Here is a 26,091-nt window from a genome sequence, read left to right on the forward strand (position 1 = left end):
TCGCACGCAACCGCGCCGCACGCGCCCGTGTCGAACGCGACGGCGGCGGACTTCCCCCGGCTGCGGGACCGCTGCCCCGAGCCACCGCGATCTCCGCGATCCCCCCGGTCCCGTGCGGCCGCGACCGGCTGCCGCGGACCGGGTCGAGCACGACGCCGCAGGGCGGGAGAGGGGCTGCCATCGGGCCACGGCGGCCGGTCGCGGGGGCGGTCGGTACGACGGTGTCCGGTCTCACAGGATCTGGTCCGTCCCTGATGTGCCGGCGCCCGATGCATGCAGACCGAGGGCGGGAGGTTAGGGCAGGGGGTTCGGGGATCAGCGGCTGGGATTCTCGCAGGAGGCAGCGACGTCAGGCTTGGCGGGCAGAGGCTGCGAGCCGGTCGGCGAGCGCGATGACAAGGTCCCGGAGTTCGTCCGGTCTCTCGATGACGAACGGCCGGTCGAGCGAGGCGAGCACAGGAGGCAACCAGTCGAGCCGCTCTGCTCTCAGTTCGACGTGGAGCCAACGCGCGGTGTGCGGATCTGTGTCTTCCGCGGGATCGGGCTCCGTCACGCTCGCGACGCTGGCGGGAAGTCGGGCGCGGATCTGTTCGACTGTCCCGTGGATCCGCAGCGTCACTTCATGTCGGTAGGCGGCCTGGGCAAGCCCTGACAGGACACGCTGCGCCGGGTCGAGTCCGGCGGGCGGCTCGAACGAGCCCGGCAGGGGCCTCGCGTCCGCGATGCGATCGAGGCGGAAAGTCCGGTCCTGGCCGACCTCGGGATCGGTGCCCGTGACGTACCACCGGCCCTCATGGGTGACGATCCCGTACGGGTGCAGCCTGCGTTCGCTTCGTCGGCCGTCCCGGGCGGTGTACCTGATCGAGATCGGGCGGCGATGGCGTACCGCATCGGCGACAGCGAGCAGAACCCCCGTCTCCGGGGTGGCCGACTCGCCAGGCGCAGCCGTGAAGGCGAGGGATTCCATGACGGTGTCGAGACGGCGCGCCAGACGCTCGGGCAGCGCCCGGCGGATCTTGGCCGCAGCCGTCTCGCCCGCGGTTTCCGTCGCCGTCAGCAAGCCCGTCCTGCGGCCGGCGACGAGGCCGAGCAGTACGGCGAGCGCCTCGTCGTCGTTGAGCATGAGCGGAGGCAAGCGGTACCCAGGGGCGAGCCGGTATCCGCCGTAGCGGCCACGGACCGCCTCGACGGGGATGTCGAGGTCGACCAGGTGGTCCACGTACCGCCGCACGGTGCGCCCGTCGACGCCCAGCCGGTCGGCGAGTTCCGCCACCGTTCTGATGCCGCCCGACTGCAGGAGTTCCAGGAGGGTGAGCACGCGGCTGGTAGGTCGAGCCATGGCTGCAAGCCTAGCTTTGATACCGGACCAATTCTGTCCACTATGTGCTCTAGCGTCCGAGGTGCAACGGCTTCACCGAGCTGAGGAGAACACCATGGACTTCGTTTCGATCCGGATCATCACCGACGACGTCGCACGCCTCGTCGACTTCTACGAGCGAGCCACCGGAGCGCGGGCGAACTGGTCCACCGAGGACTTCGCCGAACTCCGGACCGTCGGCGGAACGCTCGCGATCGGCAGCACCCGCACCGTGGCACTGTTCGCGCCTGGCTGTGCCCGTCCGGCCGACAACAACACGGTGATCATCGAGTTCCTCGTCTCCGACGTGGACGGGGTGTACCGGAACCTGCTCGATTTCGTCGCCGACTTCGTGACCGAGCCCACCACGATGCCCTGGGGCAACCGGTCGCTCCTGCTCCGCGACCCGGACGGCAACCTCGTCAACTTCTTCACCCCGGTCACGCCGGTGGCCATCGAGAAGTTCGCCCGCTGACCGACAGCGCGGCCACCGGGGCGGGGCCAGTCCCGGCGAGTCCCGGCACGGCACGCTCCGTGCGAGCCAGGCCATCCGGGACGCCGAGCGAATCGGGCCGGACCATCCGAGACCGGGACCGGATCGAGTGGGGCCGGGCAGGCTGACCTGTCTCAGCGAAGACCGGACGGGTCTCACTGAACCTGAGGGGACGCCGGTCCGTCTCAGTGAAGGTTGACGGCGAGGAAGGCGCGCAGCTGGCCGCAGCTCGGTCGAAAGTCGTAGACCCGGATCAGGCCTTCCACCATTCGTCAGTGCCGCAACCGACTTCGTAGTGCCACCAGCCCTCGTCCTGCCCTTGGTTCAGGAGCGTCTTGATCCCAGCGAAGTCCGCACCAGCCGGGACGTTGAAGGCCACCATGGGGAAGTCCGCGCTCATGACCTCACCGCCGAGGTGGAAGGCGGCCAGTCGTTGGTGCACCGCCTGAGGGCTGCGGCCCAGCGGCCCTGAAGGGACAGGCGCGACGCGGACCGTGCAGTTGCCGGCCGAGCCGACCTGCCCGACTGCCCAGTGCAGCCCGTCCGGGTCGGTCCGGAACTGCACGACGTCCCCCTCGGCGACCCCGTCCTTCAGGAACGGGACGTTCTCGATCACGGCCGTGTCGACGCTGAGCCTTGTCGCCCACAGGCCCTCGATGTCCTGCGGGAACCAGCCCTCCCGCGGGACGAACCGGAACCAGACCTTGACCTTCTCAACCGCGCTCTCCATGGAGGCCATCATGCGCGGACCACCTACGGCATCCTGCACCGGGGTTGAACCGGGCTGATCAAGCCTCGTTGAGCTAGATCAGCAGGCCTTCGAACTTCACTGAGACGGACGAGCGGCGCTCCAACTTCGATGAGACACGGCCAACCTTCGCTGAGACAGGATCACAGGCGGATCGGAGAACGAGGTTGCCATCCGATAGTTAGCGATATATCGTCGAGGTATCGAGATGCTTCGGTTGGCGAGGTGTCGAGTGGATGGAAGGCGGTACGCGTCATGCGACCGGGAAAGCGTTATCGCGGAGAGGGCCGGGCTCGCCGGCCGGAGTTCGACCGGATGCCGGGGATGCCCGGGATGTCGGAGGAGGTGTTCGAGGGTCGCCCGGCGTTCGGGCCGTTCGGTGGGCCGGGTGGTCGGCCGATGGGGCCGCCGCCGTTCGGGCCGCCGTTCGGTGGTCGGGGGCACGGTTTCGGCGGCCACGGTGGCCGGGGCCACGGGCGCGGCCGAGGCGGCCGGGCGCGTCGCGGGGACGTCCGTGCCTCGCTGCTCGCCCTGCTGAAGGAGCGGCCGATGCACGGCTACGAGATGATCACCGAGATCGGTGAGCGGACCGGTGGCGCCTGGCGGCCGAGCCCCGGGTCGGTGTACCCGACGCTGCAGCTGCTGGAGGAGGAGGGGCTCGTCCGGGCCCAGGAGGTCTCCGGGAAGCGCCTGTTCGAGCTGACCGAGAAGGGCCGCGAGGAGGCGGAAGCCGGTGCCCAGTCCCCGTGGGACGAGGCCGGCCGGGGCGTCGACTGGGAGGCGATCCAGGAGGTCGGCGCGGCGCTCGGCGCGGTTGACAACGCGGTGCGCCAGGTAATGGCGACCGGTACGGAGGAACAGCGGGCGAAGGGCCTGGCGGTGCTCGCCGAGGCCAAGAAGAAGCTGTACCTGATCCTCGCCGAGGAGGCGTGAGCCGCAGCCGGGGGGAGCCCGCGCGTCGGGGCGAGGCCGCGCGTCGGGGGGGAGCCCGCGCGTCGGGGCGAGGCCGCGCGTCGGGGTCAGTCCTCGCTGACCCCGACCGCGGTGCCGGAGTCCGCGGCGGCGCCGGGGTCGTACTCGTAGCGCCAGCGGAAGCGACCCTTGGCGTCGTACTCCTTCGCCCGCCGGTAGACCAGCGTGTGGGCGGGCCGGTCCTCCGTGGTGGGCACCGGCACCTTGTAGACCTTCGGCACGCTGTGGAACAGGCCCAGCAGGATCGGCAGCACCTTGCCGTCCAGGGGCCCGCCGACGAATTCGGTGTCCGCGCTCTTCACGTGCCCCAGCGTACGGGGCCGACGGGTGTGACCCGTCGCGCGTGACCCGCCGCGTGTGACCTGCCGCGCGGCGCCTCGTGTGGATCCCGGACGGGTGCTGTGGAGCCGCTGTGATCGGTCGTGTGACCAGGGCAGCACCGCCCCCGGTAAATCGGACCGTCCGCGCACCCTTATCCTGCTCTGTACGCCCCCGGGTTCCCCCGGGTCCGCGGGCCCCGTACGGGCCGGGCGGGACGCGCCGTGCGCGCGCCTGCCCGCCGAGTCGCAACTCTCGAACTCCGTACCGTGACCCCGGACGTCGGCCGTCCGGTGACCCCGGCTCCGGCCCACGGCAGACGCACGTGCGCGGTGCAGCGCCCGGGAAGCAACGGGCCTTCCGTGGTGTTGGCGTCGGATGTTGCGTCGGTGGCGGTGCCGTACCTGGCACGGCAGCTCACAGCAGTGGCGGAAGGGGCCCGATGGAAGCCAGCAGTAGGTGGACGACCTGGTGGCGGCGTGACCGGCGGCAGAGCCGCGAGGTCACCGGTGGGGACGCGGCTTCGAGGCTGGACCTGCTGCTCGGCGCGGTTCGGGCGGGATTCCCGGTGGCGCCCGCGGCGCATCCGGCGGGGCACCGGTGTTCCTGTGACCGGGTGGGCTGTCCGGCGCCCGCCCAGCACCCGGTGTCCTTCGCGTGGCAGTCGCAGGCGACCACGGACGCCGAGCAGTTGGCGCGCTGGCTGTCCCGCGACCCGCAGGCGAACTTCGTGACCGCGACCGGCCGCGCCCACGACGTGCTGGACGTCCCGGCGGAGGCCGGGCGGCTGGCCCTGGAGCGGCTGGACGCGCTCGGCGTCGGCGGTCCGGTCGCGGCCGTCGGCGACGACCGGTACCTCTTCTTCACCGCCACCCGCGGCACCCCGGCCGACGAGGACGAGTGGTGGACCTCCGCGCTGGACTCCACGCCGGACACCATGTCCGAGCACCCGGGCCTGCGCTGGCACTGCCGTGGCTCGTACACGCTGCTGCCGCCGGCCGCGCTGCCGGACGGTTCGGAGGTGCGGTGGCTGCGCGGCCCCGAGCAGTCGCTGCCGGATCCGCTGCGCGTGCTGGACGTGCTCACCGACGCCTGCACCGAGGTCGGCGCGGTCGCCGAGGAGCAGTGGCTGATCGGCTGAGACGGACGACGACGGAGCGGCCCCGCCCGGGTTTTCGGGCGGGGCCGCTCTGCGTTCTGCGCGACGGCGGCAAGGGTGTGCGGCCCTCCGCCGGGCCGGGGCGACGGATTGACCGGGTGTCAGGCGTCAGGCGTCAGGCGTCAGGCGTTAGGCGTCCTGCGTCCTGCGTCCTGCGTCCGGCGGTCCCAGGGTGTGAGTGGGGGTCGGTTCAGGCCTCTCCGCGGCCGCGGCGGGCGCGTGGCGGGATCAGCGGGACGACCTCGCGCAGGTGGGCGCGGGCGGTGTCCATCACGTCGGCGAGCTGGGCGACCTGGGTCTCGCTGAGACGGTCGATCAGGCCTTCCCGGACGATCCGCACGTGACCGGGCGCGGTCGCCTCCAGGACCCGCCGGCCTTCCTCGGTGAGGACGGCGAGGACGCCGCGGTCGTCCGCCGGGTCGGGGGCACGGCGGAGCAGGCCGGCCTTCTCCAGCTGCCCGACCTGGTAGGTGAGCCCGCTGCGCGAGGCGACCATGCGGGAGGCCAGGTCGGTCATGCCGCGCGCGCCCTCGGGGCTCTCGTTGAGCCGGGTGAGGATCTCGTACTGGACCATGGTGAGCCCGCCGACCTCGCGGAGCTGCAGTTCGACCAGCCGGTGGATCAGGTCGTAGGTCTCCAGCAGGCCGGCCCAGGCCCGCATCTCGGTGTCGTTCAGCCAGCGTGGTTCGGTCATGGTGCCCAGTCTAGCCAGTTGCTGCGAATTCGAAGCACATGTACTGTCTCCTCTCGTCGGAAGGTGCTTCCAATTCGAAGCACTGGCGAAGCGGCATTCGCCGCGTCATGGGTAGGGGATTCTTGTGAACATCAACGTCATCGGCACCGGCAACGTCGGCTCCGTGCTCGCCCGTCGCTTCGCGGAGGCCGGCCACCGGGTGACCACGGCCAACACGGCGACCGGCGTCGAGCTGTCCGCCCGTCAGGCGGCGGAGGCGGAACTGACCGTTCTGGCGGTGCCGTTCGGCGCGGTCGCGGAGCTGGCCGACGAGGTGAAGGCGGCGCTCGTGGGCCGGATCGTGGTGGACGCCACCAACCCGCTGGCGGCCGACTTCATGTCGCTGACGGTCGGTCACACCACCTCGGGCGGCGAGCAGGTGGCCGCCGCGCTGCCGGGTGCGACGGTGGTCAAGGCGTTCAACACCGTGATGGCGGGCGGGATGGAGACCGGCTCGTTCGGTGGCCTGCGTCTGCTGCTTCCGGTGGCCGGCGACGACCGGGCGGCGGTGAAGACCGTGGTGGAGCTCGGCGCCGAGCTGGGCTTCGACGCGGTGGACGCCGGGCCGCTCGGCAATGCCCGCTACCTGGAGCCCGCGGTCGAGCTGCTGATCCAGCTGGCCTTCGGCCAGGGCCTCGGCGCGGGCATCGGCTTCGCGCTGGCCCGCGCCTGACCGGCACGCGGGGCGCCCGGGCAGGCGGGCGGCTGACGGGGGCGGGCAGGAAGCAGGGGCGGGCAGGAAGCCGAGGGTGGGCAGGAGGCAGGGGTGGGCAGGCCCACCCCTGCGGTGCCCGCTACGGGAGGGTGAGGATCTCCGCGCCGTCGGCGGTGACGACCAGCGTGTGCTCGAACTGGGCGGTGCGCTTGCGGTCCTTGGTGACGACCGTCCAGCCGTCCTGCCAGATGTCGTAGTCGTGGGTGCCGAGGGTGAGCATCGGCTCGATGGTGAAGGTCATGCCGGGCTTGATCGTTTCGGTGGCCCGCTCGCTGTCGTAGTGCGGGATGATCAGGCCGGAGTGGAACGAGGTGTTGATCCCGTGGCCGGTGAAGTCGCGGACCACCCCGTAGCCGAAGCGCTTGGCGTACGACTCGATGACCCGGCCGATCACGTTGACCTGCCGGCCAGGCCGGACCGCCTTGATCGCCCGGTTGAGCGCCTCGCGGGTCCGCTCGACCAGCAGCTTGGACTCCTCGTCGACGTTGCCGCACAGGTACGTCGCGTTGAGGTCGCCGTGCACGCCGTGGATGAACGCGGTGGCGTCGATGTTGACGATGTCGCCGTCCTCCAGGACGGTCGAGTCCGGGATGCCGTGGCAGATCACTTCGTTGATCGAGGTGCAGATCGACTTGGGGAAGCCGCGGTAACCGAGGTCGGACGGGTACGCGCCGTGGTCGCACATGTACTCGTGGGCGACCACGTCGAGCTGGTCGGTGGTGACGCCCGGCTCGATCAGCTTGGCGGCCTCCTCCATGGCGCGGGCGGCGATCCGGCCGGCGATCCGCATCTTCTCGACGGTCTCGGCGGTCTGCACCTCGGGCCCGGTGTACGGGGCCGGCGCGGGCCTGCCCACGTACTCGGGGCGCGCGATGTGCGCGGGGACCTTGCGGGTGGGGGACAGGATGCCGGGTACCAGAGCCATGCAGGCGAGTCTATCCGCCGGACCCCCGCACCCGGTCGGGTGTGCGGGTGCGGCGGCCGGGCATGATCGAGGTGGGGTCCCGGGAGAGCCGGGGCGCCGGGAAGCGCGGGGCGGACGGACGGTTCGCGCACCGCACGGTGACGGGAGATGGCGCAGATGGCGCTGGGGTTCGGCCGCAAGCCCACCGGGCAGCCGGGGGAGTGGTTCTACTGCATCAAGCACGCCAAGGTCGAGGAGGGGCCGGAGTGCCCGGCCAAGGACCGCCTCGGCCCGTACGCCAGCCGGGAGGAGGCGGCGCACGCACTGGACCTCGCGGCGGAGCGCAACCGTGAGTGGCGTGACGACCCGCGGTGGAACGACTCCACCGAGGGTCGCGGCAGCCAGGGCGGCGAGGACGGCTGAGGCCGGGTCAGTCGCGGTAGTACGACAGGCTCAGGTGGACCACCGCCAGGTGGCGGTGGGCGCGGAGGACCTCCGCCGCCGCTGCGGACGACCGTGCGGCGGCCTCGGCGGACGACGGGCGGCGGTCGCGGATCACGTGCGTCGGGCCGGGGTCGGCGGCGGCCCGGTCGAGCGGGTCCTGGAAGTCCGGCAGTCCGGCCGGCCCCTCCACCCGCTGGACGGTCAGCCGCAGGTTGCCGTCCAGCCAGGAGCCGTCGGACGGCGTCCAGTGCCGGTCGAGCAGGGCGCTGTCCCAGGCGGTGCCCGTCCCGGCGAAGTCACCGTCGAAACCCAGGTACCTGGTGAGCTCGTGGACGCAGTACGTCCGCTTGTAGCGCGGGATCCCGAAGGGCCTCCGGTCGCTGCGGCAGTGGTCCAGCGTCGCCCCGCCAGCCGCCGGGACGGCGCCGGCCAGGGCGGCGGTGATGCGGTCGGCCCGCTGCTCCATCGAGCGGGCCGCCGCGGCGGAGGCGGTGGCCACTTCGGGCCGCTCGGACACGGCCCGGACGTTCGGCGGCGAGGAGCTGTAGTGGACCAGCAGCAGGATCGTCAGCAGCGACAGCGCGAGGAGCAGGACCGTCCAGAGCCTGTCCGCGCGGTGGTGGAGCAGTTTCCCCCGTGTCATGCCTCGATGGTGACGGTGCGTCGACGCGCGCGGGGCACGGTCGTGTCACCCTACCGTCACACGCGGGAGCCGACCGGGTCGACGCCAGTACCGGAGGGGCCGGCGTCCGAGGCGGCGGACTCCGAGGCGGCGGTGGCGGTCGCCAGGGCCTGGTGCTCGGCGCGGACGGCGAGCGCGTTGGGGTCGGTGCGGTCGTCGTAGGCGAGCAGCTTGGGGAGCGCGGCGGCGAGCGCGAGGACACCGACCACGCAGGCCACGCCTCCCGTCCAGACGGAGGCCCGGACGCCGACCAGTGCGGCCATGCCGCCGGCCCGGACCTGGCCGAGCTGCGGACCGACCGAGTAGCTGAGCAGTTCCACACCGGCCAGGCGGCCGCGCAGCTTGTCCGGGATGGACTGGTTCCACATGGTGGAGCGGGCGATGCCGCTGATCTGGTCGGCGGCGCCGGAGAGCAGCAGGCAGAACAGCACCAGCCAGATGTTGCCGACCAGGCCGGCCGCGGCCATCGCGGCGCCCCAGCCGAGTGCGGCGACCAGGAGCATCCGGCCCTGCCGGTGGATGCGCGAGGTCCAGCCGCTGGTGGCGGAGACCAGCAGCGCGCCGACTGCGCTGGAGGCGTAGAGCAGGCCCAGCGCCCACTTGGCGTCCAGGTCGGCGGCGAGGAACGGGAAGATCGCCATCGGGAAGGCGAACAGCATCGCCACGATGTCGATGGCGTAGGTGCCGAGCAGGTCCTTGCGGCCCCAGGCGTACTTCACGCCGGTCGCGATGGCGCGCAGCGAGGGCTTGTCGGCGCCGGTGGCGGGCGGGACGGCGCGGATCTTCACCAGCAGCGTCAGGGAGACGGCGAAGCTGGCGACGTCCAGGGCGTACGCGGTCTGCACACCGGCGACGGCGACGATCACACCGGCCAGGGCCGGCCCGGCGACCGAGCTGGCGTTCCGGTAGAGCGAGTTCAGCGCGAACGCGGCGGTGAGCTGGTCGTGCGCGACGATCCGCGGGGTGAGCGAGTCCAGGGCCGGGCGCTGGAGCCCGTCCAGCGCTGCGACCAGGGCGCCGACCAGGTAGATCGGCCAGAGCAGGGGGTGCGGGAGCAGCGCGTTGAGCAGCAGCAGAGCGGAGAGCAGGCCGAGTCCGGCCTCGGAGCACAGCACCAGCTTGCGCCGGTCCAGGGCGTCGGCGAGGGCGCCGCCCCAGAGGCCGAAGGCGATCAGCGGCACCAGTTCGAACGCGCCGACCAGGCCGACCGCGAGTGAGGAGCCGGTCAGCTCCTTGATCTGCAGCGGGACGGCGACGTAGGTCAGGAAGCTGCCGAACACCGAGACGCAGCCCGAGGTCCACAGCAGCCGGAAGTCCCGGGAGGACCGCCAGGGCGTGAGGTCCGGCCGCAGTCGGCGGAGGGTGGTGCGGAGGGTGCCGCCGGCTGGGTCGGACGGGTCGCTCTGTGCGGATTCGTTCACGTCGGGCCATGCTTCGCCCCCGGGCGCGGCCGGTGCAATCGAATTACGGGTCCGGCGGTCGGCTCCGGCGGCCGGATCGGGTGTCGCGGGCCCGGGTGTCGCGGGCCCGGCTCACCAGTGCAGGGCGGGGGTGCCGGTCAGCCGGTCGAGCAGTCGGGCGAACCGGCTGCGGGGCCGCCCGGCGGTGCCGGCGGCGGCGCTGACCAGGTGCTGGACCAGCTCGAACGGCTCCGGCTCGGCGTCGGGCACGCTCAGCCGCTCGTGGGCCAGGGCGGCCAGCTCGCCGTCCCCGGTGTCCACGGCGAGCACGGTCGCGCCGCCGCGCCGGGCGTCCTGCACCCGCTCCAGCAGGGGTGCCCCGGCGCTCTCGGGTGCGACCAGCAGCACGGTGGCGCCGCGCCGGGCGGCTTCCAGCCGGCGCAGCCCGACGGCGAGGTGGGCGGGCGAACCGGCCGGGACGGTGTGTCGCACCAGGGTGGGGGCGAGCGCGGGCAGGCCGCAGAGCGCCGCCTCGTCGTCCAGGTGGGCGGCCAGGTGCCAGGGCTCGTACCGGGGGGTGCCGACCAGCAGCAGCCCGGACGAGGCCCGCCTGCTCACCTCGGAGCGCAGCGCGCCCGCGAAGGAACCGGTGCTCTCCAGCCAGCCGGTGCCGGCCAGTGACTCCCGGAGTGCGGAAACTCTCACCGCGTCCATGGCCGACAAGCATGGAGCCTCGCGGGGGCGTTTGGGAGGATTCCGGCATGACGCAACCCGAATCAGTGAACGCGGCGGCCGGACCCGGCCGTGAGCTGCCGGACGTCTCCGCCCTCGTGGTGGGTGTTCTCGGCGGCACCGGTGACCAGGGCCGGGGGCTGGCCTACCGGCTGGCCCAGGCCGGACAGCAGGTGGTGATCGGCTCCCGTACCGCCGAGCGGGCCGTTGCGGCGGCCGAGGAGATCGGCCTCGGGGTGCGCGGCGCGGACAACGCGGCGTGTGCCCGGGAGAGCGACGTGGTGATCGTCGCGGTGCCGTGGGACGGCCACGCCGAGACGCTGACCGCGCTCCGGGCCGAGCTGGCCGGGAAGATCGTGGTGGACTGCGTCAACCCGCTCGGCTTCGACAAGCAGGGCGCGTACGCGCTGCAGGTCCCCGAGGGCAGCGCGGCCCAGCAGGCCGCGGCGCTGCTGCCGGACTCCCGGGTCACCGCGGCCTTCCACCACCTGTCGGCGGTGCTGCTGCAGGACGCCTCGCTGGAGCGGATCGACACCGACGTGCTGGTGCTCGGCGAGGAGCGGGCCGCGACCGACGTCGTGCAGGCGCTGGCCGAGCGGATCCCCGGGATGCGCGGGGTTTTTGCGGGCCGGCTGCGCAACGCCCACCAGGTCGAGGGGCTGGTCGCGAACCTGATCTCGGTCAACCGGCGCTACAAGGCGCACGCCGGGCTGCGGATCACGGACATCTGACGACAACCGTCGACATTCGACGCGAGCGACCGGCCCCCGGGACGGATCCCGGGGGCCGGTCGGTGACAATGGCTGCGAACGCACCCGCCGCTAGGAGCTCACACCATGCCCCGCAACGCCCTCTACGCCTCGATCGTCCTCGTGCTGGCGGTGACCGCCGCCGTGGTGTCCTTCATCGAGGGCAACTGGCTCGGTGTGGTGTGGGTGCTGATGGCCGGCGTGGCCAGCAACATCGCCTGGTTCTACATCCGCAAGGACCGGATCGAGCGGGCCCGCGCCGAGCAGGGCTGACCCCGCCCGGCCGGATCGGCTACTGCCAGAACATGAAGAGCTGGTGGCCGACGGCCGCCAGCCAGGACCGGACGCCGAACAGGTCCATGACCCACAGCGCGGCCTCGCCCAGCCAGACGCCGGCCTCGGTCTGCCAGATCACCGCGAACAGCACCAGCATCCCGTACGGCGCGAACGGCTCGACCGCGCGCCGGGTCTTGTACGACAGCCACGGCTCGATCACCCCGTAGCCATCCAGGCCGGGCACCGGCAGCAGGTTCAGGATCGCCGCGGTGATCTGCAGGTACGCCAGGAACGCCAGGGCCGCCGGCAGCATCGAGTCGCCGTAGAGGTCGGCCCGGGCCAGCACCATCAGCACGACCGCGAAGGCCACGTTGACCAGCGGACCGGCCGCCGAGATCAGGCTGTGCTTCCAGCGGCCCTGGATCCGGTGCCGGTCGATGAAGACCGCGCCGCCGGGCAGGCCGATGCCGCCGAGCATCACGAAGATCACCGGCAGTACGAAGCTCAGCAGCACGTGCCCGTACTTCAGCGGGTTGAGGGTCAGGTAGCCCTTGGCGCCGACCGTGATGTCGCCGCCGTGCAGCGCGGTGCGGGCGTGGGCGTACTCGTGGAGGCACAGCGAGACCATCCAGCCGGCCACCACGAAGAGGAAGACGCCGAACCGCTCGTTGCCGAAGCCGGAGGCCACCCCCCAGGCCGAGGTGGCGAGGACGGCGAGCAGCACCCAGAAGATCGGGCTGACCCGGTTCTCCTCGCTGCGGCTGCGAGTGGACGCGAAGCTCATGCGGTACGACTCCGGGGCTGGCAGGGACGGACACGGGGACGGGCAGGGGACGATCATGCCGGTCCCGGCGGCGGGCCGACAACCGGCCCCACGTGAACGTCCGGGACATCGGCGGTGTTCCACCCCGCGGCGTCGATCAGAATGGTCGCGTGCATTACGGCATCCTCGGCACGACCACGGCCCATTCCGACGACGGCACCCCCGTCCCGCTCGGCGGCGCCCGGCTGCGCGCCCTGCTCGCGGCCCTGGTGCTGCGGCAGGGCCGGCCCGTCCCCGCCGAGCTGCTGGTCGACGAGGTGTGGGACGCCGAACCGCCGCAGGACGCCGCCGCCGCGCTGCAGACCCTGGTCGGCCGGCTGCGCCGCACCGTCGGCCGCGCCGAGGTCGGTTCCGGCCCGGCCGGGTACTGGCTGACCGACGGCCGGACCGACGTCGGCGAGTTCCAGCGGCTGGCGGCCGAGGGCCGTACGGCGCTGGAGGCCGGGGAGCCCGGCACCGCCCTGGAGCGGCTGGACGCGGCGCTCGCGCTGTGGCGCGGCCCGGCGCTGGCCGACCTGCCGGACCGGCACGGCCCGGCCGCCCGGCTGGAGGCCCAGCGCGACGACGCCCGCCGGTGCCGGATCACCGCCCTGCTCGCCCTCGGCCGCACCGGCGTCGCCACCGCGGAGCTGGCCGAGCTGTGCGAGCAGCACCCGCTGGACGAGTCCTGGCAGGTGCTGCTGATCCGCGCGCTGCGGGACGGCGGGCGGACCGCCGAGGCGCTGCAGCGGTACGAGGGCGTCCGCCGGGCGCTGGCCGAGGAGCTCGGCACCGACCCGGGGGCGGAGCTCCAGGCGCTGTACCGCGAGCTGCTCAACCCGCCCGTCGGCCCGGCCCGGCAGTACGGGACCGCCGGTACAGGCGGGTTCGGCGGCGGCAGCGGTGCGACGTGGCCCGCGGCCGCGCCGGGGGACCGGGACGCCTCGGCCCGTGGTGCTGCGGGGGGCGTCGGCGGTGCGCCCGGCACGGGCCGGGGACCGGACGCGGGCGGTGTGCGGAGCGGGGCCGAGGCGCCCTTCGGCACTCCCGGCACTCCCGGCACCTCCGGCACGTACGCCGCGGCCGGGTTCGCGGGGCCGGGCGGCGGTGGTGGCCACGACGGCGCACCGGCCGGGCTCGCGGGGTCGAACGGCGCCGGTGCGCGCCCGCCGGCCGGCGAGGTGCTGCGGGCCGCGGGCAACCTGCGGCCGCGGCTGACCAGCTTCGTCGGCCGGGACGGCGACCTCGCCACGGTCGGGGCCGCGCTGGACGCGGGCCGGCTGACCACGCTGACCGGCCCCGGCGGCTCCGGCAAGACCAGGCTCTCGCTGGAGGCCGGCCGGATCGCCCAGACCGGCGCCGACTGGCCGGACGGCGTCTGGCAGGTCGAGCTCGCCCCGCTGGAGGACCCGGCCGCCGTCCCCGGCGCCGTGGTCTCCGCGCTGGGCCTGCGCGACACCGTGCTGCACACCGGCGGCGCGGTCGGCGAGGCGATGGACAGCCGCGACGACCCGCTGCGCCGGCTGCTCGACCACTGCGGCCGCCGCCGGATGCTGCTGCTGCTCGACAACTGCGAGCACCTGGTGCAGGCCGCCGCCGACCTGGCCGACCGGCTGCTCGCCGAGTGCCCGGGCCTGACCGTGCTGGCCACCAGCCGGGAGCCGCTCGGTGTGCCGGGCGAGGCGGTGCTGCCGGTGGAGCCGCTGCCCGACCCGGCGGCGCTGCGGCTGCTCGCCGAGCGCGGCGCCGCGGCCCGGCCCGGTTTCGCGATCGCCGACGACCCGGAGGCGTGCGCCGAGATCTGCCGCCGCCTCGACGGGCTGCCGCTGGCGATCGAGCTGGCCGCCGCACGGCTGCGCGGGCTGACGCCGCGTCTGCTGGCGGACCGGCTGGACAGCAGGTTCGCCCTGCTCACCGCCGGTTCGCGGACCCTGCTGCCGCGTCAGCAGACGCTGCGCGCCGTGGTCGACTGGAGCTGGGACCTGCTCGGCTCCCGGGAGCGGGCGGTGCTGCGCCGCCTCGCGGTCTTCGCCGGCGGCTGCACCCTGGAGGACGCCGAGCAGGTGGTCGCCGACGGCAGCGAGGTGACCCGCGGGCAGGTCGCCGACCTGCTGCTCTCGCTGGTCGACAAGTCGCTGCTGGTCGCCGACCTGGGCGGCGAGCCCCGGTACGGGATGCTGGAGACCATCCACGAGTACGCCACCGAGCGGCTCGCCGAGGCGGACGAGCCCGAGGTCGCGCTGCGCCACGTCCGGCACTACCGCGAGCTGGTCCGGCAGGCCGAGCTGGACCTGCACGGCCCCGGGCAGCTCACCGAACTCGCCCGCCTGGAGCGGGAGCAGGACAACATCCGGGCCGCGCTGCGCCGCGCCGTGGAGCTCGGCGAGGAGCAGGAGGCGCTGGTCCTCGCCCTCGCGATGAGCAGCTACTGGACGCTGCGCGACTACCGGACCGAGGCCCGGGCCTGGTACGACGCGGTCTCCGCGCTCGGACCCGACCCGTATGCCGAGGACGCCCCGATGCCGGTCCCGCTCACCGAGGGGCCGCTGGACGCACCGCTGCCGATGGCCCCCGAGATGCTGGAGGAGGCGCGCCGGCACCTGGGGCTGCAGCGGCTGGTGTCGATGTTCACCGGCAACATGGCGACGCTCGGCGACCCGGAGGCGCTGCGCACCGCCGACCGGATCCTGCAGATGTACACCCCGGACCTGCCGCAGTCGTACCGCTCCCCGGTGCTGCTGCGGATGTTCGCGCTGTTTCTGGCGGGGGAGATGGGCCGGATGCGGGAGGCCGTGGACGACGCGGTGGTCGGCGCCCGGCTGTACGGCCGGGAGGGCGACCTGGCGTTCGCCCTGCAGCTGCGGTCGCGGCTGCTCAACGACTGGGTGGGCGAGCTGGGCCAGGCGGTGGAGGACAGCGCCGAGGCGCTGGAGCTGTTCACCCGGGCCGGCGACCGCTGGGGGCAGTCCGAGACGCTGGCGGCGCAGGCCGAGAACTTCGCCAAGCTCGGTGACGGGCAGCGGGCCGCCGACAACTACCGGCGGGCCATCGTGCTCGCCACCGAGCTGGGCGCGCTCCAGGAGGTGCCGCTGCTGCGGGTGCGGCTCGGCGAGACGCTGATGGAGTTCGACCACAAGGTGGGCGAGCGGATGGTGGTGGACGCGCTGGCCGAGATCTCGGTGAGCGGCCACTCCTCCGACGGGGCCCGGATGTACGGGCGGCTGGTGCTCTGCCACCACTACATCCAGCGCGGCGAGTACGCCCGGGGCCTCGGGCAGTTGGACCTGCTCGGGGAGGAGCAGCACACGCTCGGGCCGGTCGCGCCCGAGGTCTTCCTCGGCGTGGTCGACTGCATCCGGGGCTGGGCGCTGGCCCGTTCGGGCCGGGTCCGCGAGGGGCTGGCCCAACTGGCGTCGGGGCGGCGCCGGATGAGGGACGTCCAGGGCGGTGCGACGGTGTTCGCCGAGCACATGTCGCTGATGCTGCTGACCCCGGCCGCCGCGGTCCTCGCCGAGCTGGCGGCCCGTCTGGACGAGCCCCGGGCCGCCCGCCGGGCCGCGGTGCTGCTCGGTGCGCACGACGCGCTGCACGGGCACCTCGGCTCGTACATGGAGCGCTCCGAGCGGGAGTACTGCGAGCGGCTGGCGCGCGAGCGGGTCGGCCCGGCCGAGTACGAGGCGGCGTACGAGGAGGGCGGCCGCCTCGAACTGTCGGAGGCGGCCGCCCTGCTCGACGGCATCGCGGACTACTGACCGGCGGCCGGGCCCGGGTCAGGTCCGCTTGCGGAAGCGGGCCACCGCGAGCGGCGCGAAGATCGCCGTGACCACGACGGAGAACACCATCACGATGGTCGCCGAGTGGGCCACCGGTCCGCCGTTGATCAGGTTGCGGCAGGCGTCGGCCAGCGCGGACAGCGGGTTGTACTTGGTGAAGGTCTGCAGCCAGCCCGGCATGGTGCTGGCCGGCGCGAAGATCGAGCTGCCGAACTGCAGCGGCATGATGACCATCATCGACACTCCCTGGACCGCCTGGGCGCTGCGCAGCGACATGCCGAGCAGCATCGAGATCCACACGATCGACATGCCGAGCATCAGGGACAGGCCGACCGCGGCGAGCAGCGGGAGGAAGCCGGTGGTCAGCTTCAGACCGAGGATCATCGAGAAGGTGATCAGCACGGTGAAGGCGACGAGAGAGCGCATCATCTCCGCCGCGATCTTGGACAGCAGCACCGCGGACCGGCCGATCGGCAGGGTCCGGAAACGGTCCATCACGCCGGTCTGGAAGTCGCTGTTCAGGCCGGTGCCGACGGCCATCGCCAGGTTGAGGCCGGTGGTGCCGAGCAGGCCCGGGATCATGTACTGGATGTACGCCTGCTGGCCGCCGGCGACCGCGCCGCCGAACACGTAGACGAACAGCACCGTGAAGATGATCGGGACCAGCAGCGCGTCCAGCATCGACTCGGGGTCGGCCTTGATCCGCATCAGGTTGCGGCGGGTCAGCGCACCCAGGTGGCGGGCCGAGGCGCGGAGCCCGATCCGGGTGTCGTTGGCGTCGAGAACGGCGCTGCTCATGCGACGGGCTCCTTGTCACGGGTCGGGGCGGGGATGCTGTCGGTGGACGCGTTGCGCTTGCCGGTGATGGCGAGGAAGACCTCGTCCAGGCTGGGCAGCTTGGTGTCGAGGCCCGCGATGCCGAAGCCGCGGGTGCCGAGCACGCCGACCACGGCGGTCAGCTGCTCCTCGTCGGTGAGCTGCACCGACAGCAGCTCGGCGTCGGCGGAGACGGTCGCGGCGATGCCCGCCTCGCGCAGGCAGCGCGCCATCTCCGGCAGCTCGGCGGCGTTGCGCGGGGTCACCTGCAGGGTCTTGCCGCCGACCTGGGTCTTCAGCTCGGAGATCCCGCCGTTGGCGATCACCCGGCCCTTGTCGATCACCGTCAGCTCGTGCGCGAGCTGCTCGGCCTCCTCCATGTACTGGGTGGTGAGCAGCACGGTGGAGCCCTCGGCGACCATCCGCTGCACCTCGTCCCAGACCTCGTTGCGGGTCCGCGGGTCCAGGCCGGTGGTGGGCTCGTCCAGGTACAGCACCTTCGGGCGGCCGATCATCGACGCCGCCAGGTCGAGCCGGCGGCGCATGCCGCCGGAGTAGGTCTTCGCGGGGCGCTTGGCCGCGTCGGTGAGCGAGAAGCGCTCCAGCAGCTCGTTGGCCCGGGCCTTCGACTCCTTGGCGGACAGGTCCAGGAGGCGGCCGATCAGGTAGAGGTTCTCGTAGCCGGAGAGCAGCTCGTCGACCGAGGCGTACTGGCCGGTGAGGCCGATGGTGCGGCGCAGCTGCTTCGGCTGGCGCAGCACGTCGTAGCCGCCGACGAAGGCGGTGCCGGCGTCCGGCTTGATCAGGGTGGACAGGACGCGGACCAGAGTGGTCTTCCCGGCGCCGTTGGGCCCGAGCAGCCCCAGCACCGTCCCCTCGCGCACGGTCAGGTCGACCCCGTCGAGGGCCTTGGTCTCGCCGTACGTCTTGACGATGCCGCGGACCTCCACGGCGTTGCTGTTGGCGATCGATGTCATGTCGCCAAGGCTGCCCGGGGCCGCTGTCACCCCGCTGTCAGCCGACTGACAGCGGGGTGACAGCGCCCTGCCGGTTACTTGAAGGTGTGCTCCGGGGCCGGGAAGGTCCCGGCGCTGACGTCGGCCGCGAAGGCGCGGGCGGCGTCGCCGAGGACGGCGCGCAGGTTGGCGTACTGCTTGACGAACTTGGGCACCCGGCCCGCCGTCATCCCGGCGAAGTCGGTCCACACCAGCACCTGGGCGTCGGTGCCGGCGCCCGCGCCGATGCCGACGGTCGGGATCGCCAGCTGCTCGGTGACCTGCGCGGCGAGCTCGGCCGGCACGGCCTCCAGCACCACCGCGAACGCGCCGGCCTGCTGCACCGCCTTGGCGTCCCGCAGGAGTTGGTGCGCCGCCTCGTCGCCGCGCCCCTGCACCGGGTACCCGCCGAAGGCGTGCACCGACTGCGGGGTGAGGCCGACGTGCGCCATCACCGGGATGCCGGCCTCGACCAGCAGCTCGATCGAGCGGGCGCTGCGCTCGCCGCCCTCCAGCTTGACCGCGCCGACGCCGGCCTCCTTCATCAGGCGGGCGGCGTTGTGCATGGCCTGCGCGGGCGACTCCTGGTACGAGCCGAACGGCATGTCGCCGACGACCAGCGCGCGCTGGGTGCCGCGGACGACGGCGGCGGAGAGCATCACCATCTGGTCCATGGTCACGGGCACGGTGGTCTCGTAGCCGAGGTGGCAGTTGCCGGCCGAGTCGCCGACCAGCAGCACCGGGATTCCTGCCTCGTCGAACACGCCGGCGGTGAGGGCGTCGTACGCGGTGAGCATCGCCCAGCGCTCGCCGTGCTGCTTGGCCTTGGCGAGGTCGCGGACGGTCACCCGGCGGTTGGTGATGCCGCCGTACAGGACGGCACCTTCCTGCGCCGGGGCAGGCTGAAGCGGAGAAGCGTTCATCGAACAGACTCCTGAAGGTTGTTGTCTCGTGGCGCCGTACGGCGTCCCCGGATCTGGCTCCATGCTTGCACGCCGAACGCCCGGCGCAAAGACCGGCCGCACGGACTGTCGCGCAGCCGACACGGGCACGGCTTTACCCGAGTTTTACGATACGGCCCCGTCTCGTATCGAAATCGGAGCTACGCTGAGCCGCATGACCACCGCCACGCCCGCACCATCGCGGGTGCCCGAAGCTGTCCACCGTCGCCGCTGGGCGATCCTCGGCACGCTGCTGCTCGCCCTGCTCGTCGTCGTCCTCGACAACTCGATCCTCAACGTGGCGATGAAGACCATCGCCACCCCCGCCCCGGTCGGGCTCGGCGCCAGCCAGAGCGACCTGGAGTGGGCGATCAACTCGTACACCCTGGTCTTCGCCGGACTGCTGTTCACCGCCGGCCTGCTCGGCGACCGCTTCGGCCGCAAGTGGACGCTGCTCGGCGGCATGCTCGTCTTCGGCCTCGGCTCGCTGCTCTCCTCGCTCGCCACCACCCCGGGCGAACTGATCGGCTACCGGGCGGTGATGGGCCTCGGCGGCGCCTTCGTGATGCCCGCCACGCTGGCGATCATCATGAACGTCTTCGAGCGGCACGAGCAGCCGAAGGCGATCGGCATCTGGGCCGGCGCGGTCGGCCTGGCCATCGCGATCGGCCCGATCACCGGCGGCCTGCTGATCGAGCACTTCTGGTGGGGCTCGGTCTTCCTGGTCAACGTGCCGATCGTGGTGGTCGCCCTGGTCGCGATGTTCCTGCTGGTGCCGGACTCCAAGGACCCCAACCCCGGCCGGCTCGACCCGATCGGCGTGCTGCTGTCCATCGTCGGCCTGGTCGCGCTGATCTACGGCATCATCAAGGGCGGCGAGCTGGCCGACTTCCTCGACCCGAAGGCCTGGGTGCCGATCGCGGTCGGCGTGCTGGCACTGGTGGCGTTCGTGCTGTTCGAGAAGCGCACCAGCCACCCGGCCCTGGACATCGGCTGGTTCCGCAACAAGGTCTTCTCGGCCTCGATCGCGGTGGTCGGCGTGGTGTTCTTCGCGCTGATGGGCGTCTCCTTCTTCGGCGTCTTCTACACCCAGAGCGTCCGCGGCTACAGCGCCCTCCAGGCCGGCGCGCTGATGCTCCCGCTGGCCGGCGCCCAGCTGCTGTTCGCCCCCCGGGCCCGGCTGGTGGTCGACCGGTTCGGCGTCCGCGCCACCTGCGCCGGCGGCATGGCGCTGATCGCGGTCGGCTTCCTCGGCTACCTCTTCCTCGGCGCCACCACGCCGATCTGGGTGCTGGTGGTGCTCGGCTTCGTGATGGGCGCCGGCATGGCGCACGTGATGCCGCCGGTCACCGTCGCGATCATGGGCGCGCTGCCCCGCGAGAAGGCCGGTGCCGGCTCCGCGATCAACAACACCTTCCGGCAGGTCGGCGGCTCGCTCGGCGTCGCCGTGCTCGGCGCGGTGCTCTCCACCGTCTACCGGGACGGCGTCGCCGACCACCTCGCCGCGCTGCCGCCCGCCCTGCGCGACAAGGCCGGCGAGTCGCTGGAGGCCACCCTGGCGATCGCCGCCGGCACGCACGACAGCGCGCTGGTCACCCCCGCCATGGACTCCTTCCTGCACGCCATGCACGTGGTCGCCGGACTCTCCGCGGGCATCACCGCGGTCGGCGCGGTGATCGCGCTCCTGCTGCTGCCCGGCCGCACCGCCGACACCCCCGGCGGGCCCGGCAAGGCCACCGCCGCGCCCGAGTCCGCCTCCGACCCCGCCAGGGTTTGAGCCGGCCGGTGGAGAATGGGCGCATGAAGATCGACCTGCCGGGCACGCAGCCGGCCGCCGACTCCACCGGACCGGCCCAGGCCGCCGGCCCCGCCCTGTGTGCCGGGGCCGGCCCGGCCGCCGTGAACGACGCGGCTGCCGGCGCCGCCCCGCGCCGCGGTCGTCCGCGCAGCGAGGCCGCCGAGCAGGCGATCTTCGCCGCCGTCGAGCGCCTGATGGAGGACGGCAGCAGCCTCGCCGAACTCTCCGTCGAGCGGATCGCCGCCGCCGCGGGCGTCGGCAAGGCCACCATCTACCGGCGGTGGTCCAACAAGGAGGCCCTGCTGGTCGACGTGATCGACCGCCTCGAGGAGCCGCCCCCGCCGCTGGCCGGACCGACCTACCGGGACGACCTGATCACGCTGGTCGACTACATGCGCCGGCGCGGCCTGGCCAAGCGCTCCCGCTGGGTGGTGAAGTCCGCCCTCGGCCAGATGGGCGCGTGGCCCGAGCTGAAGGCGACGTACCACGAACGAGTGATCAAGCCGCGGCGCGAGCTCATCCGCATGGTCGTCCGCCGCGGCGTCGCCGAGGGCGAACTGCGCTCCGACGTCGACGTCGAGCTGCTCTGCGAACTGATCCTCGGCCCGATCCTGGTGCGCAGCGTGCTGTGGGACGACGCCCCGCTGGACGACCCCGACCTGGCCCGCGCCATGATCGACACCGTGCTGCAGGGCATCGGCACCCGGCCCCGGCCGGAGCCGTCCGACCGGCCGTGACCGAGCCCACAGCCGGGGGCGCGCCGGAACCCGGTGGCGCCCCCGCCGCGTCTGTCCCGTCATAGGCTGAGCCGAGAATCCGACCAATTCCTCCGGAATCGGTCCGGAATCGGCCACAACCGGGCACGACAGAACACGGAACGGCACGGAGGAGTGGGCATGGTGCAGGCGGACAGTCCGGCGGCCGAAGCGGCGGACGGTACGCAGCCTCCCGCCCCGCGACGCGGCCTCGCCCGGCTCGGCCTCGGCTGGCGGCGCGGCCGGATCATCGCCGCGCTCGCCCTGTTCGTCGCCGTCCTGCTCGCCTTCCACGCCGAGGTCCCCAACGGCGTCGGCAACCTCGGCAGCCTGCTGGAGACCTTCCTGCCCTGGCTCGGCCTGGCGATCCCGGTCCTGCTCGGGCTCGGCGTGTGGCGGCGCTCCGCCACCGCGCTGCTCGCCGTCCTGCTGCCCACTGCGCTGTGGCTCAACATGTTCGGCGGCCTGCTCACCGACAAGAGCACCGGTCCCGGCGACTTCAAGGTGCTCAGCCACAACGTCGCCGCCGCCAACGCCGACCCGGCCGGCACCGTGAAGCTCCTCAACGACTCCGGCGCGCAGATCGTCGCCCTGGAGGAGATCGCCGGCAGCGCCGTCTCCACGTACGCCAGGGGGCTCGCCGCGAAGTACCCGTACCACGCGGTCGAGGGCACCGTCGGCCTGTGGTCCAGCTACCCGATCTCCGGCGTCTCCGTCGTCGACATCCGGATCGGCTGGACCCGCGCCTTCCGCGCCGAGGTCACCACCCCCAAGGGGCCGCTCGCCGTGTACGTCGCCCACCTGCCCTCCGTCCGGCTGAAGTTCGACAGCGGCTTCACCGCCGGGCAGCGGGACGTCAGCGCGCAGGCGCTCGGCGACGCGATCGAGGCCGAGCCGCTGAAGAAGGTCCTGCTGCTCGGCGACCTCAACGGCACCATGAACGACCGCAGCCTCGCGCCGGTCACCTCCCAGATGCGGTCCGCCCAGGGCGCCGCCGGCGACGGCTTCGGCTTCTCCTGGCCCGCGTCCTTCCCGATGGCCCGGATCGACCAGATCCTCAGCAAGGGCGGCCTCACCCCCACCGACTCCCGCACCCTCGCCGCCGACGGCAGCGACCACCTGGCGATCACCGCGGACTACCGCTACTGATCCGCACCCGTAGCCTGGAGGCCATGGACGGTGGGGACGTGGGGCGGGCGGTCGGGTGGATGACCCGGACGCTGGGGCCGTACGCGGTCGGGGACGACTGGGCGGTGCCCGCGCGGGGGCTGGAGTGGAGCTGCCGGGAGACCGCCGCGCACGTGGCGCACGATCTGGTGGCGTACGCCGGGCAGTTGGCCGGGCGCGCGGACGGCTCGTACCTGCCGTACGACCTGGTGGTCGGGGAGGGCGCGACGCCGACCGAGGTGCTGCGGGTGGTCGCGGCGGCGGGCGGGATGCTCCGGGCGGTGCTGGACACCGCGCCCGCGGACGCCCGGGCGTGGCACTGGGGGCCGTGCGACCCGGGCGGGTTCGCGGCGATGGGCTGCGCGGAGGTGCTGCTGCACACCTGGGACCTCGCGGGCGGCCTCGGCGCCGACTGGTCCCCGCCGCCGGACCTGTGCGAGGGGGTGCTGGCCCGGCTGTTCCCGGACGCCCCGGCGGGCGACCCGGCGGCCGTACTGCTGTGGTGCGCCGGCCGCGGCGAACTCCCCGGCCGCCCTCGCCGCACCACCTGGAGCTGGCGCGCCGCCGTCCCCGACTGACGGTCCGTCCGGCGGCGCACCGCCCCCGCCTCACCGTGCGCGGGTGCCGATCACCACGGTCGCGTCACGCTCCTCGCAGGCGGTGATGCGCGGGGCGAGCCCGGCGTCGGCGAACGCGTCCGCGGTGCGGGTGGCCTGACGGTCGCTGGTCTCGATCAGCAGGTGGCCGCCGGGCGCCAGCCACGCGGGCGCGTCGGCGGTGACCCGGCGCTGGATCGCCAGCCCGTCGTCCCCGCCGTCGAGGGCGGCCAGCGGTTCGTGGTCCCGGGCTTCCGGGGGCAGCAGCCCGATCTCGCCGGTCGGCACGTACGGCGCGTTGGCGACCAGGACGTCCACCCGGCCGCGCAGTTCGGCGGGGAGGGCCGCGTACAGGTCGCCGCGGTACACCCGCCCGCCCGCGGCGGCGAGGTTGCGGGCGGCGCAGCGCACCGAGGCCTCGTCCAGGTCGGCGGCGTGCAGGTCGACCGGTCCGACGGCGGCGGCGACCGCGGCGCCGAGCGCGCCGGAACCGCAGCACAGGTCGAGCACCACCGCCCCGGGGGCGGCCAGCGCCGCGGCCTGCTCGGCGAGGAACTCGGAGCGTCGGCGCGGCACGAACACGCCCGGGTCGACGGACACCCGCAGCCCGCCGAACTCGGCCCAGCCGACGACGTGTTCGAGCGGCAGGCCGTCGACCCGGCGGCCGACCAGGACGGCCAGCTCGGCGGGGGTGCGGGCGGCGGAGATCAGCAGGCGCGCCTCGTCCTCGGCGAAGACGCAGCCGGCGGCGCGCAGCTTCCGGACGGTGGTGGCGCGCAGCAGCGCGGAGGGGTACGGGGTCACGGCGGGAGGAGCCTTTCGGAGTACGTCCGCGGGGCTCCCGCGCCCCGGCTACGCCTGGTCGGCGGCGGGGCGGTCGGAGGGGAGCACCCGTCCTGGCACAGCGGTGATGGGTCCCACCTCCTCGGTTCGTGGTCGGCCGGCGCGGCGCGCGGCCCGGCACAGGTGATCACCCTACCGGACCGCCCGCCCCGCCGACCCGGGTTCAGCCGCGCCGCCAGCGGTTGGTGATGGGCAGTCGGCGGTCCCGGCCGAAGCCCTTCGGCGAGATCTTCGGGCCCGGCGGGTACTGGCGCCGCTTGTACTCGGCGGTGTCGACCAGCCGCACCACCCGGTCCACCACCTCGGCCGGGTAGCCGGCCGCGACGATCGCGTCCCGGCCCTGGTCGCCCTCGACGTACAGGTCGAGCACGGTGTCCAGCAGGTCGTAGTCGGGCAGCGAGTCGGTGTCCTTCTGGTCCGGCCGCAGCTCGGCGGACGGCGGCTTGAGGATGGTGTTCTCCGGGATCGGCGGCACCTCGCCACGCCGCACGGCCTCGTCGTTGCGCCAGGTCGCCAGCCGGAAGATCAGCGACTTGTAGACGTCCTTGATCGGGCCGTACGCGCCCACCGAGTCGCCGTACAGCGTCGAGTAGCCGACCGCCAGCTCGCTCTTGTTGCCGGGCGCGAGCACGATGTGCCCCTCCTGGTTGGAGATCGCCATCAGCAGCGTGCCGCGCACCCGGGACTGCAGGTTCTCCTCCGCCAGCCCGGTGAGGTCGGTGGCGCCCAGGTACGCCTCGACCATCGGCGCGATCGACACCGTACGGAAGTTGAGGCCGGTGCGGCGGGCCAGTTCGGCGGCGTCGTCCCGGGAGTGCTGCGAGGAGTACTTGCTGGGCATCGACACGCAGTGGACGTTCCCGGCGCCGACCGCGTCCACCGCGATCGCCGCGACCAGCGCGGAGTCGATGCCGCCGGACAGGCCGATCAGCACCGACCGGAACCCGTTCTTGCGGACGTACGCCCGGGTGCCCTCCACCAGCGCCTGGTAGATCTCCGCCTCGTCGTCCAGCCGCGGCGCGACCTGCGCCGCCACCGGCTCCGCCGGGGCGGGCAGCCGGTCGCCGCCCAGGTCGGTGCGGGCCAGCCGCAGCCCGTCGCTGAGGATCAGCCCGTCCGGCTGGTCGCCCTCGGCGGCCGGCAGCTCCAGGTCGACCAGCAGCAGCGTCTCCTCGAACTGCGGCGCCCGGGCGAGCACCTCGCCGTCCGCCGACACCACCAGCGAGTCGCCGTCGAAGACCAGCTCGTCCTGCGCGCCGACCATGTTCAGGTACGCCAGCGGGCAGCCTGCCTCCGCGGCCCGGCGGCGGACCAGCTCCAGCCGCACATCGTCCTTGTTGCGCTCGTACGGCGAGCCGTTGATCACCAGCAGCAGCCCGGCGCCGACCTCGCCCGCCGCGGTGACCCGGCCGCCCTCCTGCCAGATGTCCTCGCAGATCGCCAGCGCCACGTCCACCCCGTGCAGCCGCAGCACCGACAGCCGGTCGCCCGGCACGAAGTACCGGTACTCGTCGAACACGCCGTAGTTCGGCAGGAAGTGCTTGGCGAAGCGGTCCACCACCTCGCCGCGGTACAGCACCGCCGCGCAGTTCTGCGGCGAGCCGGCCGGGCGGTGCGTCCGGTGCTCCTCGTGCTCCGAGCGGCCCAGGTAGCCCAGCACCACCGGCAGCTCGCCCAGGCCCTCCGCCGCCAGCCGGGAGGCCAGCTCCACCAGCGCCGTCCGCGAGGCCTCCACGAAGGAGCCGCGCAGCGCCAGGTCCTCCACCGGGTAGCCGGTCAGGGCCATCTCCGGGAACGCGACCAGCTGCGCTCCGGCCTCGGCGGCCCGCCTGGTCCAGCGCACCACCTCGTCACGGTTGCGGTCGATGTCGCCGACCCACGGGTCGGTCTGGCTCAGGGCGAGACGGATGTTGGGCATGCGAC

26 protein-coding genes are annotated in these 26,091 nt (G+C 73.3%); 12 read left to right on the top strand and 14 right to left on the bottom strand.

Annotation, left to right across the window (positions count from 1 at the left end):
• Positions 1-349: 349 nt before the first annotated feature.
• Complete coding sequence (locus tag ACGFX4_RS13120; RefSeq protein WP_393072692.1) at positions 350-1,339, bottom strand: helix-turn-helix transcriptional regulator; 990 nt, start codon at positions 1,337-1,339, stop codon at positions 350-352.
• 94 nt (positions 1,340-1,433) lie between these two features.
• On the opposite strand from ACGFX4_RS13120, the gene ACGFX4_RS13125 reads away from it, so the two are divergent.
• Positions 1,434-1,832, top strand: coding sequence for a VOC family protein (locus ACGFX4_RS13125; RefSeq protein WP_393072694.1), 399 nt, complete (start codon positions 1,434-1,436; stop codon positions 1,830-1,832).
• A 271-nt stretch (positions 1,833-2,103) separates the two neighbouring features.
• On the opposite strand, the gene ACGFX4_RS13130 is transcribed toward ACGFX4_RS13125, so the two are convergent.
• Positions 2,104-2,592 carry a DUF4265 domain-containing protein gene (locus tag ACGFX4_RS13130; protein WP_393072696.1) on the bottom strand — a complete coding sequence of 163 codons (489 nt, stop codon included), beginning with the start codon at positions 2,590-2,592 and terminating at the stop codon, positions 2,104-2,106.
• A 321-nt stretch (positions 2,593-2,913) separates the two neighbouring features.
• Here ACGFX4_RS13130 and ACGFX4_RS13135 point away from each other — a divergent pair, with 321 nt between their 5' ends.
• Positions 2,914-3,531: a PadR family transcriptional regulator gene (locus ACGFX4_RS13135; RefSeq protein ID WP_393072698.1), complete on the top strand. Its 618-nt coding sequence runs from the start codon at positions 2,914-2,916 to the stop codon at positions 3,529-3,531.
• Positions 3,532-3,617: 86 nt separating this feature from the next.
• On the opposite strand, the gene ACGFX4_RS13140 is transcribed toward ACGFX4_RS13135, so the two are convergent.
• Entirely contained in the window at positions 3,618-3,872 is a 255-nt protein-coding gene (locus tag ACGFX4_RS13140) for a hypothetical protein (RefSeq protein WP_393072700.1), read from the bottom strand.
• 458 nt (positions 3,873-4,330) lie between these two features.
• Here ACGFX4_RS13140 and ACGFX4_RS13145 point away from each other — a divergent pair, with 458 nt between their 5' ends.
• Positions 4,331-5,029, top strand: coding sequence for a bifunctional DNA primase/polymerase (locus ACGFX4_RS13145; RefSeq protein ID WP_393072702.1), 699 nt, complete (start codon positions 4,331-4,333; stop codon positions 5,027-5,029).
• A 208-nt stretch (positions 5,030-5,237) separates the two neighbouring features.
• Here ACGFX4_RS13145 and ACGFX4_RS13150 read toward each other — a convergent pair whose 3' ends face one another.
• Positions 5,238-5,741, bottom strand: a complete 504-nt coding sequence (locus tag ACGFX4_RS13150; protein WP_393072704.1) for a MarR family winged helix-turn-helix transcriptional regulator — start codon at positions 5,739-5,741, stop codon at positions 5,238-5,240.
• A gap of 124 nt (positions 5,742-5,865) precedes the next feature.
• On the opposite strand from ACGFX4_RS13150, the gene ACGFX4_RS13155 reads away from it, so the two are divergent.
• Positions 5,866-6,453: an NADPH-dependent F420 reductase gene (locus ACGFX4_RS13155; RefSeq protein ID WP_393072706.1), complete on the top strand. Its 588-nt coding sequence runs from the start codon at positions 5,866-5,868 to the stop codon at positions 6,451-6,453.
• A 121-nt stretch (positions 6,454-6,574) separates the two neighbouring features.
• Here the strand turns inward: ACGFX4_RS13155 and map are convergent, their stop codons facing one another.
• Entirely contained in the window at positions 6,575-7,420 is an 846-nt protein-coding gene (gene map, locus ACGFX4_RS13160) for a type I methionyl aminopeptidase (protein WP_393072708.1), read from the bottom strand.
• 156 nt (positions 7,421-7,576) lie between these two features.
• Here map and ACGFX4_RS13165 point away from each other — a divergent pair, with 156 nt between their 5' ends.
• The gene (locus ACGFX4_RS13165) at positions 7,577-7,822 is read left to right on the top strand and encodes a hypothetical protein (protein ID WP_393072812.1); all 246 of its coding nucleotides are present in this window, start codon (positions 7,577-7,579) and stop codon (positions 7,820-7,822) included.
• Positions 7,823-7,829: 7 nt separating this feature from the next.
• On the opposite strand, the gene ACGFX4_RS13170 is transcribed toward ACGFX4_RS13165, so the two are convergent.
• The 3 genes from ACGFX4_RS13170 to ACGFX4_RS13180 all read right to left on the bottom strand — a co-directional run bounded on the left by ACGFX4_RS13170 (position 7,830) and on the right by ACGFX4_RS13180 (position 10,639).
• On the bottom strand, positions 7,830-8,486 hold the full coding sequence (locus ACGFX4_RS13170; protein ID WP_393072710.1) for a hypothetical protein: 657 nt from the start codon (positions 8,484-8,486) through the stop codon (positions 7,830-7,832).
• A 56-nt stretch (positions 8,487-8,542) separates the two neighbouring features.
• Positions 8,543-9,946, bottom strand: a complete 1,404-nt coding sequence (locus ACGFX4_RS13175) for an MFS transporter (protein WP_393072712.1) — start codon at positions 9,944-9,946, stop codon at positions 8,543-8,545.
• Between the two features lie 111 nt (positions 9,947-10,057).
• On the bottom strand, positions 10,058-10,639 hold the full coding sequence (locus tag ACGFX4_RS13180) for a hypothetical protein (protein WP_393072714.1): 582 nt from the start codon (positions 10,637-10,639) through the stop codon (positions 10,058-10,060).
• A gap of 47 nt (positions 10,640-10,686) precedes the next feature.
• Between ACGFX4_RS13180 and npdG the strand changes: the two genes are divergently transcribed.
• Entirely contained in the window at positions 10,687-11,388 is a 702-nt protein-coding gene (gene npdG, locus ACGFX4_RS13185) for an NADPH-dependent F420 reductase (protein WP_393072716.1), read from the top strand.
• A gap of 105 nt (positions 11,389-11,493) precedes the next feature.
• Positions 11,494-11,679, top strand: coding sequence for a hypothetical protein (locus ACGFX4_RS13190; protein ID WP_345696791.1), 186 nt, complete (start codon positions 11,494-11,496; stop codon positions 11,677-11,679).
• Between the two features lie 19 nt (positions 11,680-11,698).
• Here ACGFX4_RS13190 and ACGFX4_RS13195 read toward each other — a convergent pair whose 3' ends face one another.
• Positions 11,699-12,466: a site-2 protease family protein gene (locus ACGFX4_RS13195; RefSeq protein WP_393072718.1), complete on the bottom strand. Its 768-nt coding sequence runs from the start codon at positions 12,464-12,466 to the stop codon at positions 11,699-11,701.
• 149 nt (positions 12,467-12,615) lie between these two features.
• On the opposite strand from ACGFX4_RS13195, the gene ACGFX4_RS13200 reads away from it, so the two are divergent.
• Positions 12,616-16,236 (top strand): BTAD domain-containing putative transcriptional regulator, encoded by a 3,621-nt coding sequence (locus ACGFX4_RS13200; protein ID WP_393072720.1) that lies wholly within the window; start codon positions 12,616-12,618, stop codon positions 16,234-16,236.
• An 18-nt stretch (positions 16,237-16,254) separates the two neighbouring features.
• On the opposite strand, the gene ACGFX4_RS13205 is transcribed toward ACGFX4_RS13200, so the two are convergent.
• From ACGFX4_RS13205 to panB, 3 genes are all read right to left on the bottom strand, one after another.
• A complete protein-coding gene (locus tag ACGFX4_RS13205) occupies positions 16,255-17,055 on the bottom strand; it encodes an ABC transporter permease (protein WP_393072722.1) in 801 nt (266 codons plus the stop codon).
• Positions 17,052-18,050 carry an ATP-binding cassette domain-containing protein gene (locus tag ACGFX4_RS13210; RefSeq protein ID WP_393072724.1) on the bottom strand — a complete coding sequence of 333 codons (999 nt, stop codon included), beginning with the start codon at positions 18,048-18,050 and terminating at the stop codon, positions 17,052-17,054. The genes ACGFX4_RS13205 and ACGFX4_RS13210 overlap by 4 nt, the downstream gene beginning before the upstream one ends.
• A gap of 74 nt (positions 18,051-18,124) precedes the next feature.
• Positions 18,125-18,991 (bottom strand): 3-methyl-2-oxobutanoate hydroxymethyltransferase, encoded by an 867-nt coding sequence (panB, locus tag ACGFX4_RS13215; protein WP_393072726.1) that lies wholly within the window; start codon positions 18,989-18,991, stop codon positions 18,125-18,127.
• Between the two features lie 193 nt (positions 18,992-19,184).
• Between panB and ACGFX4_RS13220 the strand changes: the two genes are divergently transcribed.
• From ACGFX4_RS13220 to ACGFX4_RS13235, 4 genes are all read left to right on the top strand, one after another.
• Positions 19,185-20,786, top strand: coding sequence for an MFS transporter (locus ACGFX4_RS13220; protein WP_393072728.1), 1,602 nt, complete (start codon positions 19,185-19,187; stop codon positions 20,784-20,786).
• Between the two features lie 23 nt (positions 20,787-20,809).
• Positions 20,810-21,544 (top strand): TetR/AcrR family transcriptional regulator, encoded by a 735-nt coding sequence (locus tag ACGFX4_RS13225; protein ID WP_393072729.1) that lies wholly within the window; start codon positions 20,810-20,812, stop codon positions 21,542-21,544.
• Positions 21,545-21,703: 159 nt separating this feature from the next.
• Positions 21,704-22,711, top strand: a complete 1,008-nt coding sequence (locus ACGFX4_RS13230; RefSeq protein ID WP_393072731.1) for an endonuclease/exonuclease/phosphatase family protein — start codon at positions 21,704-21,706, stop codon at positions 22,709-22,711.
• A gap of 23 nt (positions 22,712-22,734) precedes the next feature.
• Positions 22,735-23,307, top strand: a complete 573-nt coding sequence (locus ACGFX4_RS13235) for a maleylpyruvate isomerase N-terminal domain-containing protein (protein ID WP_393072733.1) — start codon at positions 22,735-22,737, stop codon at positions 23,305-23,307.
• Positions 23,308-23,337: 30 nt separating this feature from the next.
• On the opposite strand, the gene ACGFX4_RS13240 is transcribed toward ACGFX4_RS13235, so the two are convergent.
• Together ACGFX4_RS13240 and ACGFX4_RS13245 are read right to left on the bottom strand one after the other, a co-directional pair.
• A complete protein-coding gene (locus ACGFX4_RS13240) occupies positions 23,338-24,129 on the bottom strand; it encodes a putative protein N(5)-glutamine methyltransferase (protein ID WP_393072735.1) in 792 nt (263 codons plus the stop codon).
• A 202-nt stretch (positions 24,130-24,331) separates the two neighbouring features.
• Positions 24,332-26,086, bottom strand: coding sequence for an NAD+ synthase (locus ACGFX4_RS13245; RefSeq protein WP_393072737.1), 1,755 nt, complete (start codon positions 26,084-26,086; stop codon positions 24,332-24,334).
• Positions 26,087-26,091: the final 5 nt, after the last annotated feature.

It is taken from the genome of Kitasatospora sp. NPDC048365 (assembly GCF_043200835.1).
Classification (GTDB): Bacteria; Actinomycetota; Actinomycetes; order Streptomycetales; family Streptomycetaceae; genus Kitasatospora; species Kitasatospora terrestris.

Excerpts from the sequence above, each read along its gene's own strand:
- ACGFX4_RS13130 (WP_393072696.1), bottom strand. The coding sequence starts at position 2,592 with ATGATGGCCTCCATGGAGAGCGCGGTTGAGAAGGTCAAGGTCTGGTTC.
- ACGFX4_RS13165 (WP_393072812.1), top strand. The coding sequence starts at position 7,577 with ATGGCGCTGGGGTTCGGCCGCAAGCCCACCGGGCAGCCGGGGGAGTGG.
- ACGFX4_RS13195 (WP_393072718.1), bottom strand. The coding sequence starts at position 12,466 with ATGAGCTTCGCGTCCACTCGCAGCCGCAGCGAGGAGAACCGGGTCAGC.
- ACGFX4_RS13190 (WP_345696791.1), top strand. The coding sequence starts at position 11,494 with ATGCCCCGCAACGCCCTCTACGCCTCGATCGTCCTCGTGCTGGCGGTG.
- ACGFX4_RS13230 (WP_393072731.1), top strand. The coding sequence starts at position 21,704 with ATGGTGCAGGCGGACAGTCCGGCGGCCGAAGCGGCGGACGGTACGCAG.
- ACGFX4_RS13180 (WP_393072714.1), bottom strand. The coding sequence starts at position 10,639 with ATGGACGCGGTGAGAGTTTCCGCACTCCGGGAGTCACTGGCCGGCACC.
- ACGFX4_RS13245 (WP_393072737.1), bottom strand. The coding sequence starts at position 26,086 with ATGCCCAACATCCGTCTCGCCCTGAGCCAGACCGACCCGTGGGTCGGC.
- ACGFX4_RS13205 (WP_393072722.1), bottom strand. The coding sequence starts at position 17,055 with ATGAGCAGCGCCGTTCTCGACGCCAACGACACCCGGATCGGGCTCCGC.
- ACGFX4_RS13145 (WP_393072702.1), top strand. The coding sequence starts at position 4,331 with ATGGAAGCCAGCAGTAGGTGGACGACCTGGTGGCGGCGTGACCGGCGG.
- ACGFX4_RS13235 (WP_393072733.1), top strand. The coding sequence starts at position 22,735 with ATGGACGGTGGGGACGTGGGGCGGGCGGTCGGGTGGATGACCCGGACG.
- ACGFX4_RS13210 (WP_393072724.1), bottom strand. The coding sequence starts at position 18,050 with ATGACATCGATCGCCAACAGCAACGCCGTGGAGGTCCGCGGCATCGTC.
- ACGFX4_RS13125 (WP_393072694.1), top strand. The coding sequence starts at position 1,434 with ATGGACTTCGTTTCGATCCGGATCATCACCGACGACGTCGCACGCCTC.
- ACGFX4_RS13220 (WP_393072728.1), top strand. The coding sequence starts at position 19,185 with ATGACCACCGCCACGCCCGCACCATCGCGGGTGCCCGAAGCTGTCCAC.
- ACGFX4_RS13150 (WP_393072704.1), bottom strand. The coding sequence starts at position 5,741 with ATGACCGAACCACGCTGGCTGAACGACACCGAGATGCGGGCCTGGGCC.
- ACGFX4_RS13135 (WP_393072698.1), top strand. The coding sequence starts at position 2,914 with ATGCCGGGGATGCCCGGGATGTCGGAGGAGGTGTTCGAGGGTCGCCCG.
- ACGFX4_RS13170 (WP_393072710.1), bottom strand. The coding sequence starts at position 8,486 with ATGACACGGGGGAAACTGCTCCACCACCGCGCGGACAGGCTCTGGACG.
- ACGFX4_RS13120 (WP_393072692.1), bottom strand. The coding sequence starts at position 1,339 with ATGGCTCGACCTACCAGCCGCGTGCTCACCCTCCTGGAACTCCTGCAG.
- npdG (WP_393072716.1), top strand. The coding sequence starts at position 10,687 with ATGACGCAACCCGAATCAGTGAACGCGGCGGCCGGACCCGGCCGTGAG.
- map (WP_393072708.1), bottom strand. The coding sequence starts at position 7,420 with ATGGCTCTGGTACCCGGCATCCTGTCCCCCACCCGCAAGGTCCCCGCG.
- ACGFX4_RS13225 (WP_393072729.1), top strand. The coding sequence starts at position 20,810 with ATGAAGATCGACCTGCCGGGCACGCAGCCGGCCGCCGACTCCACCGGA.
- panB (WP_393072726.1), bottom strand. The coding sequence starts at position 18,991 with ATGAACGCTTCTCCGCTTCAGCCTGCCCCGGCGCAGGAAGGTGCCGTC.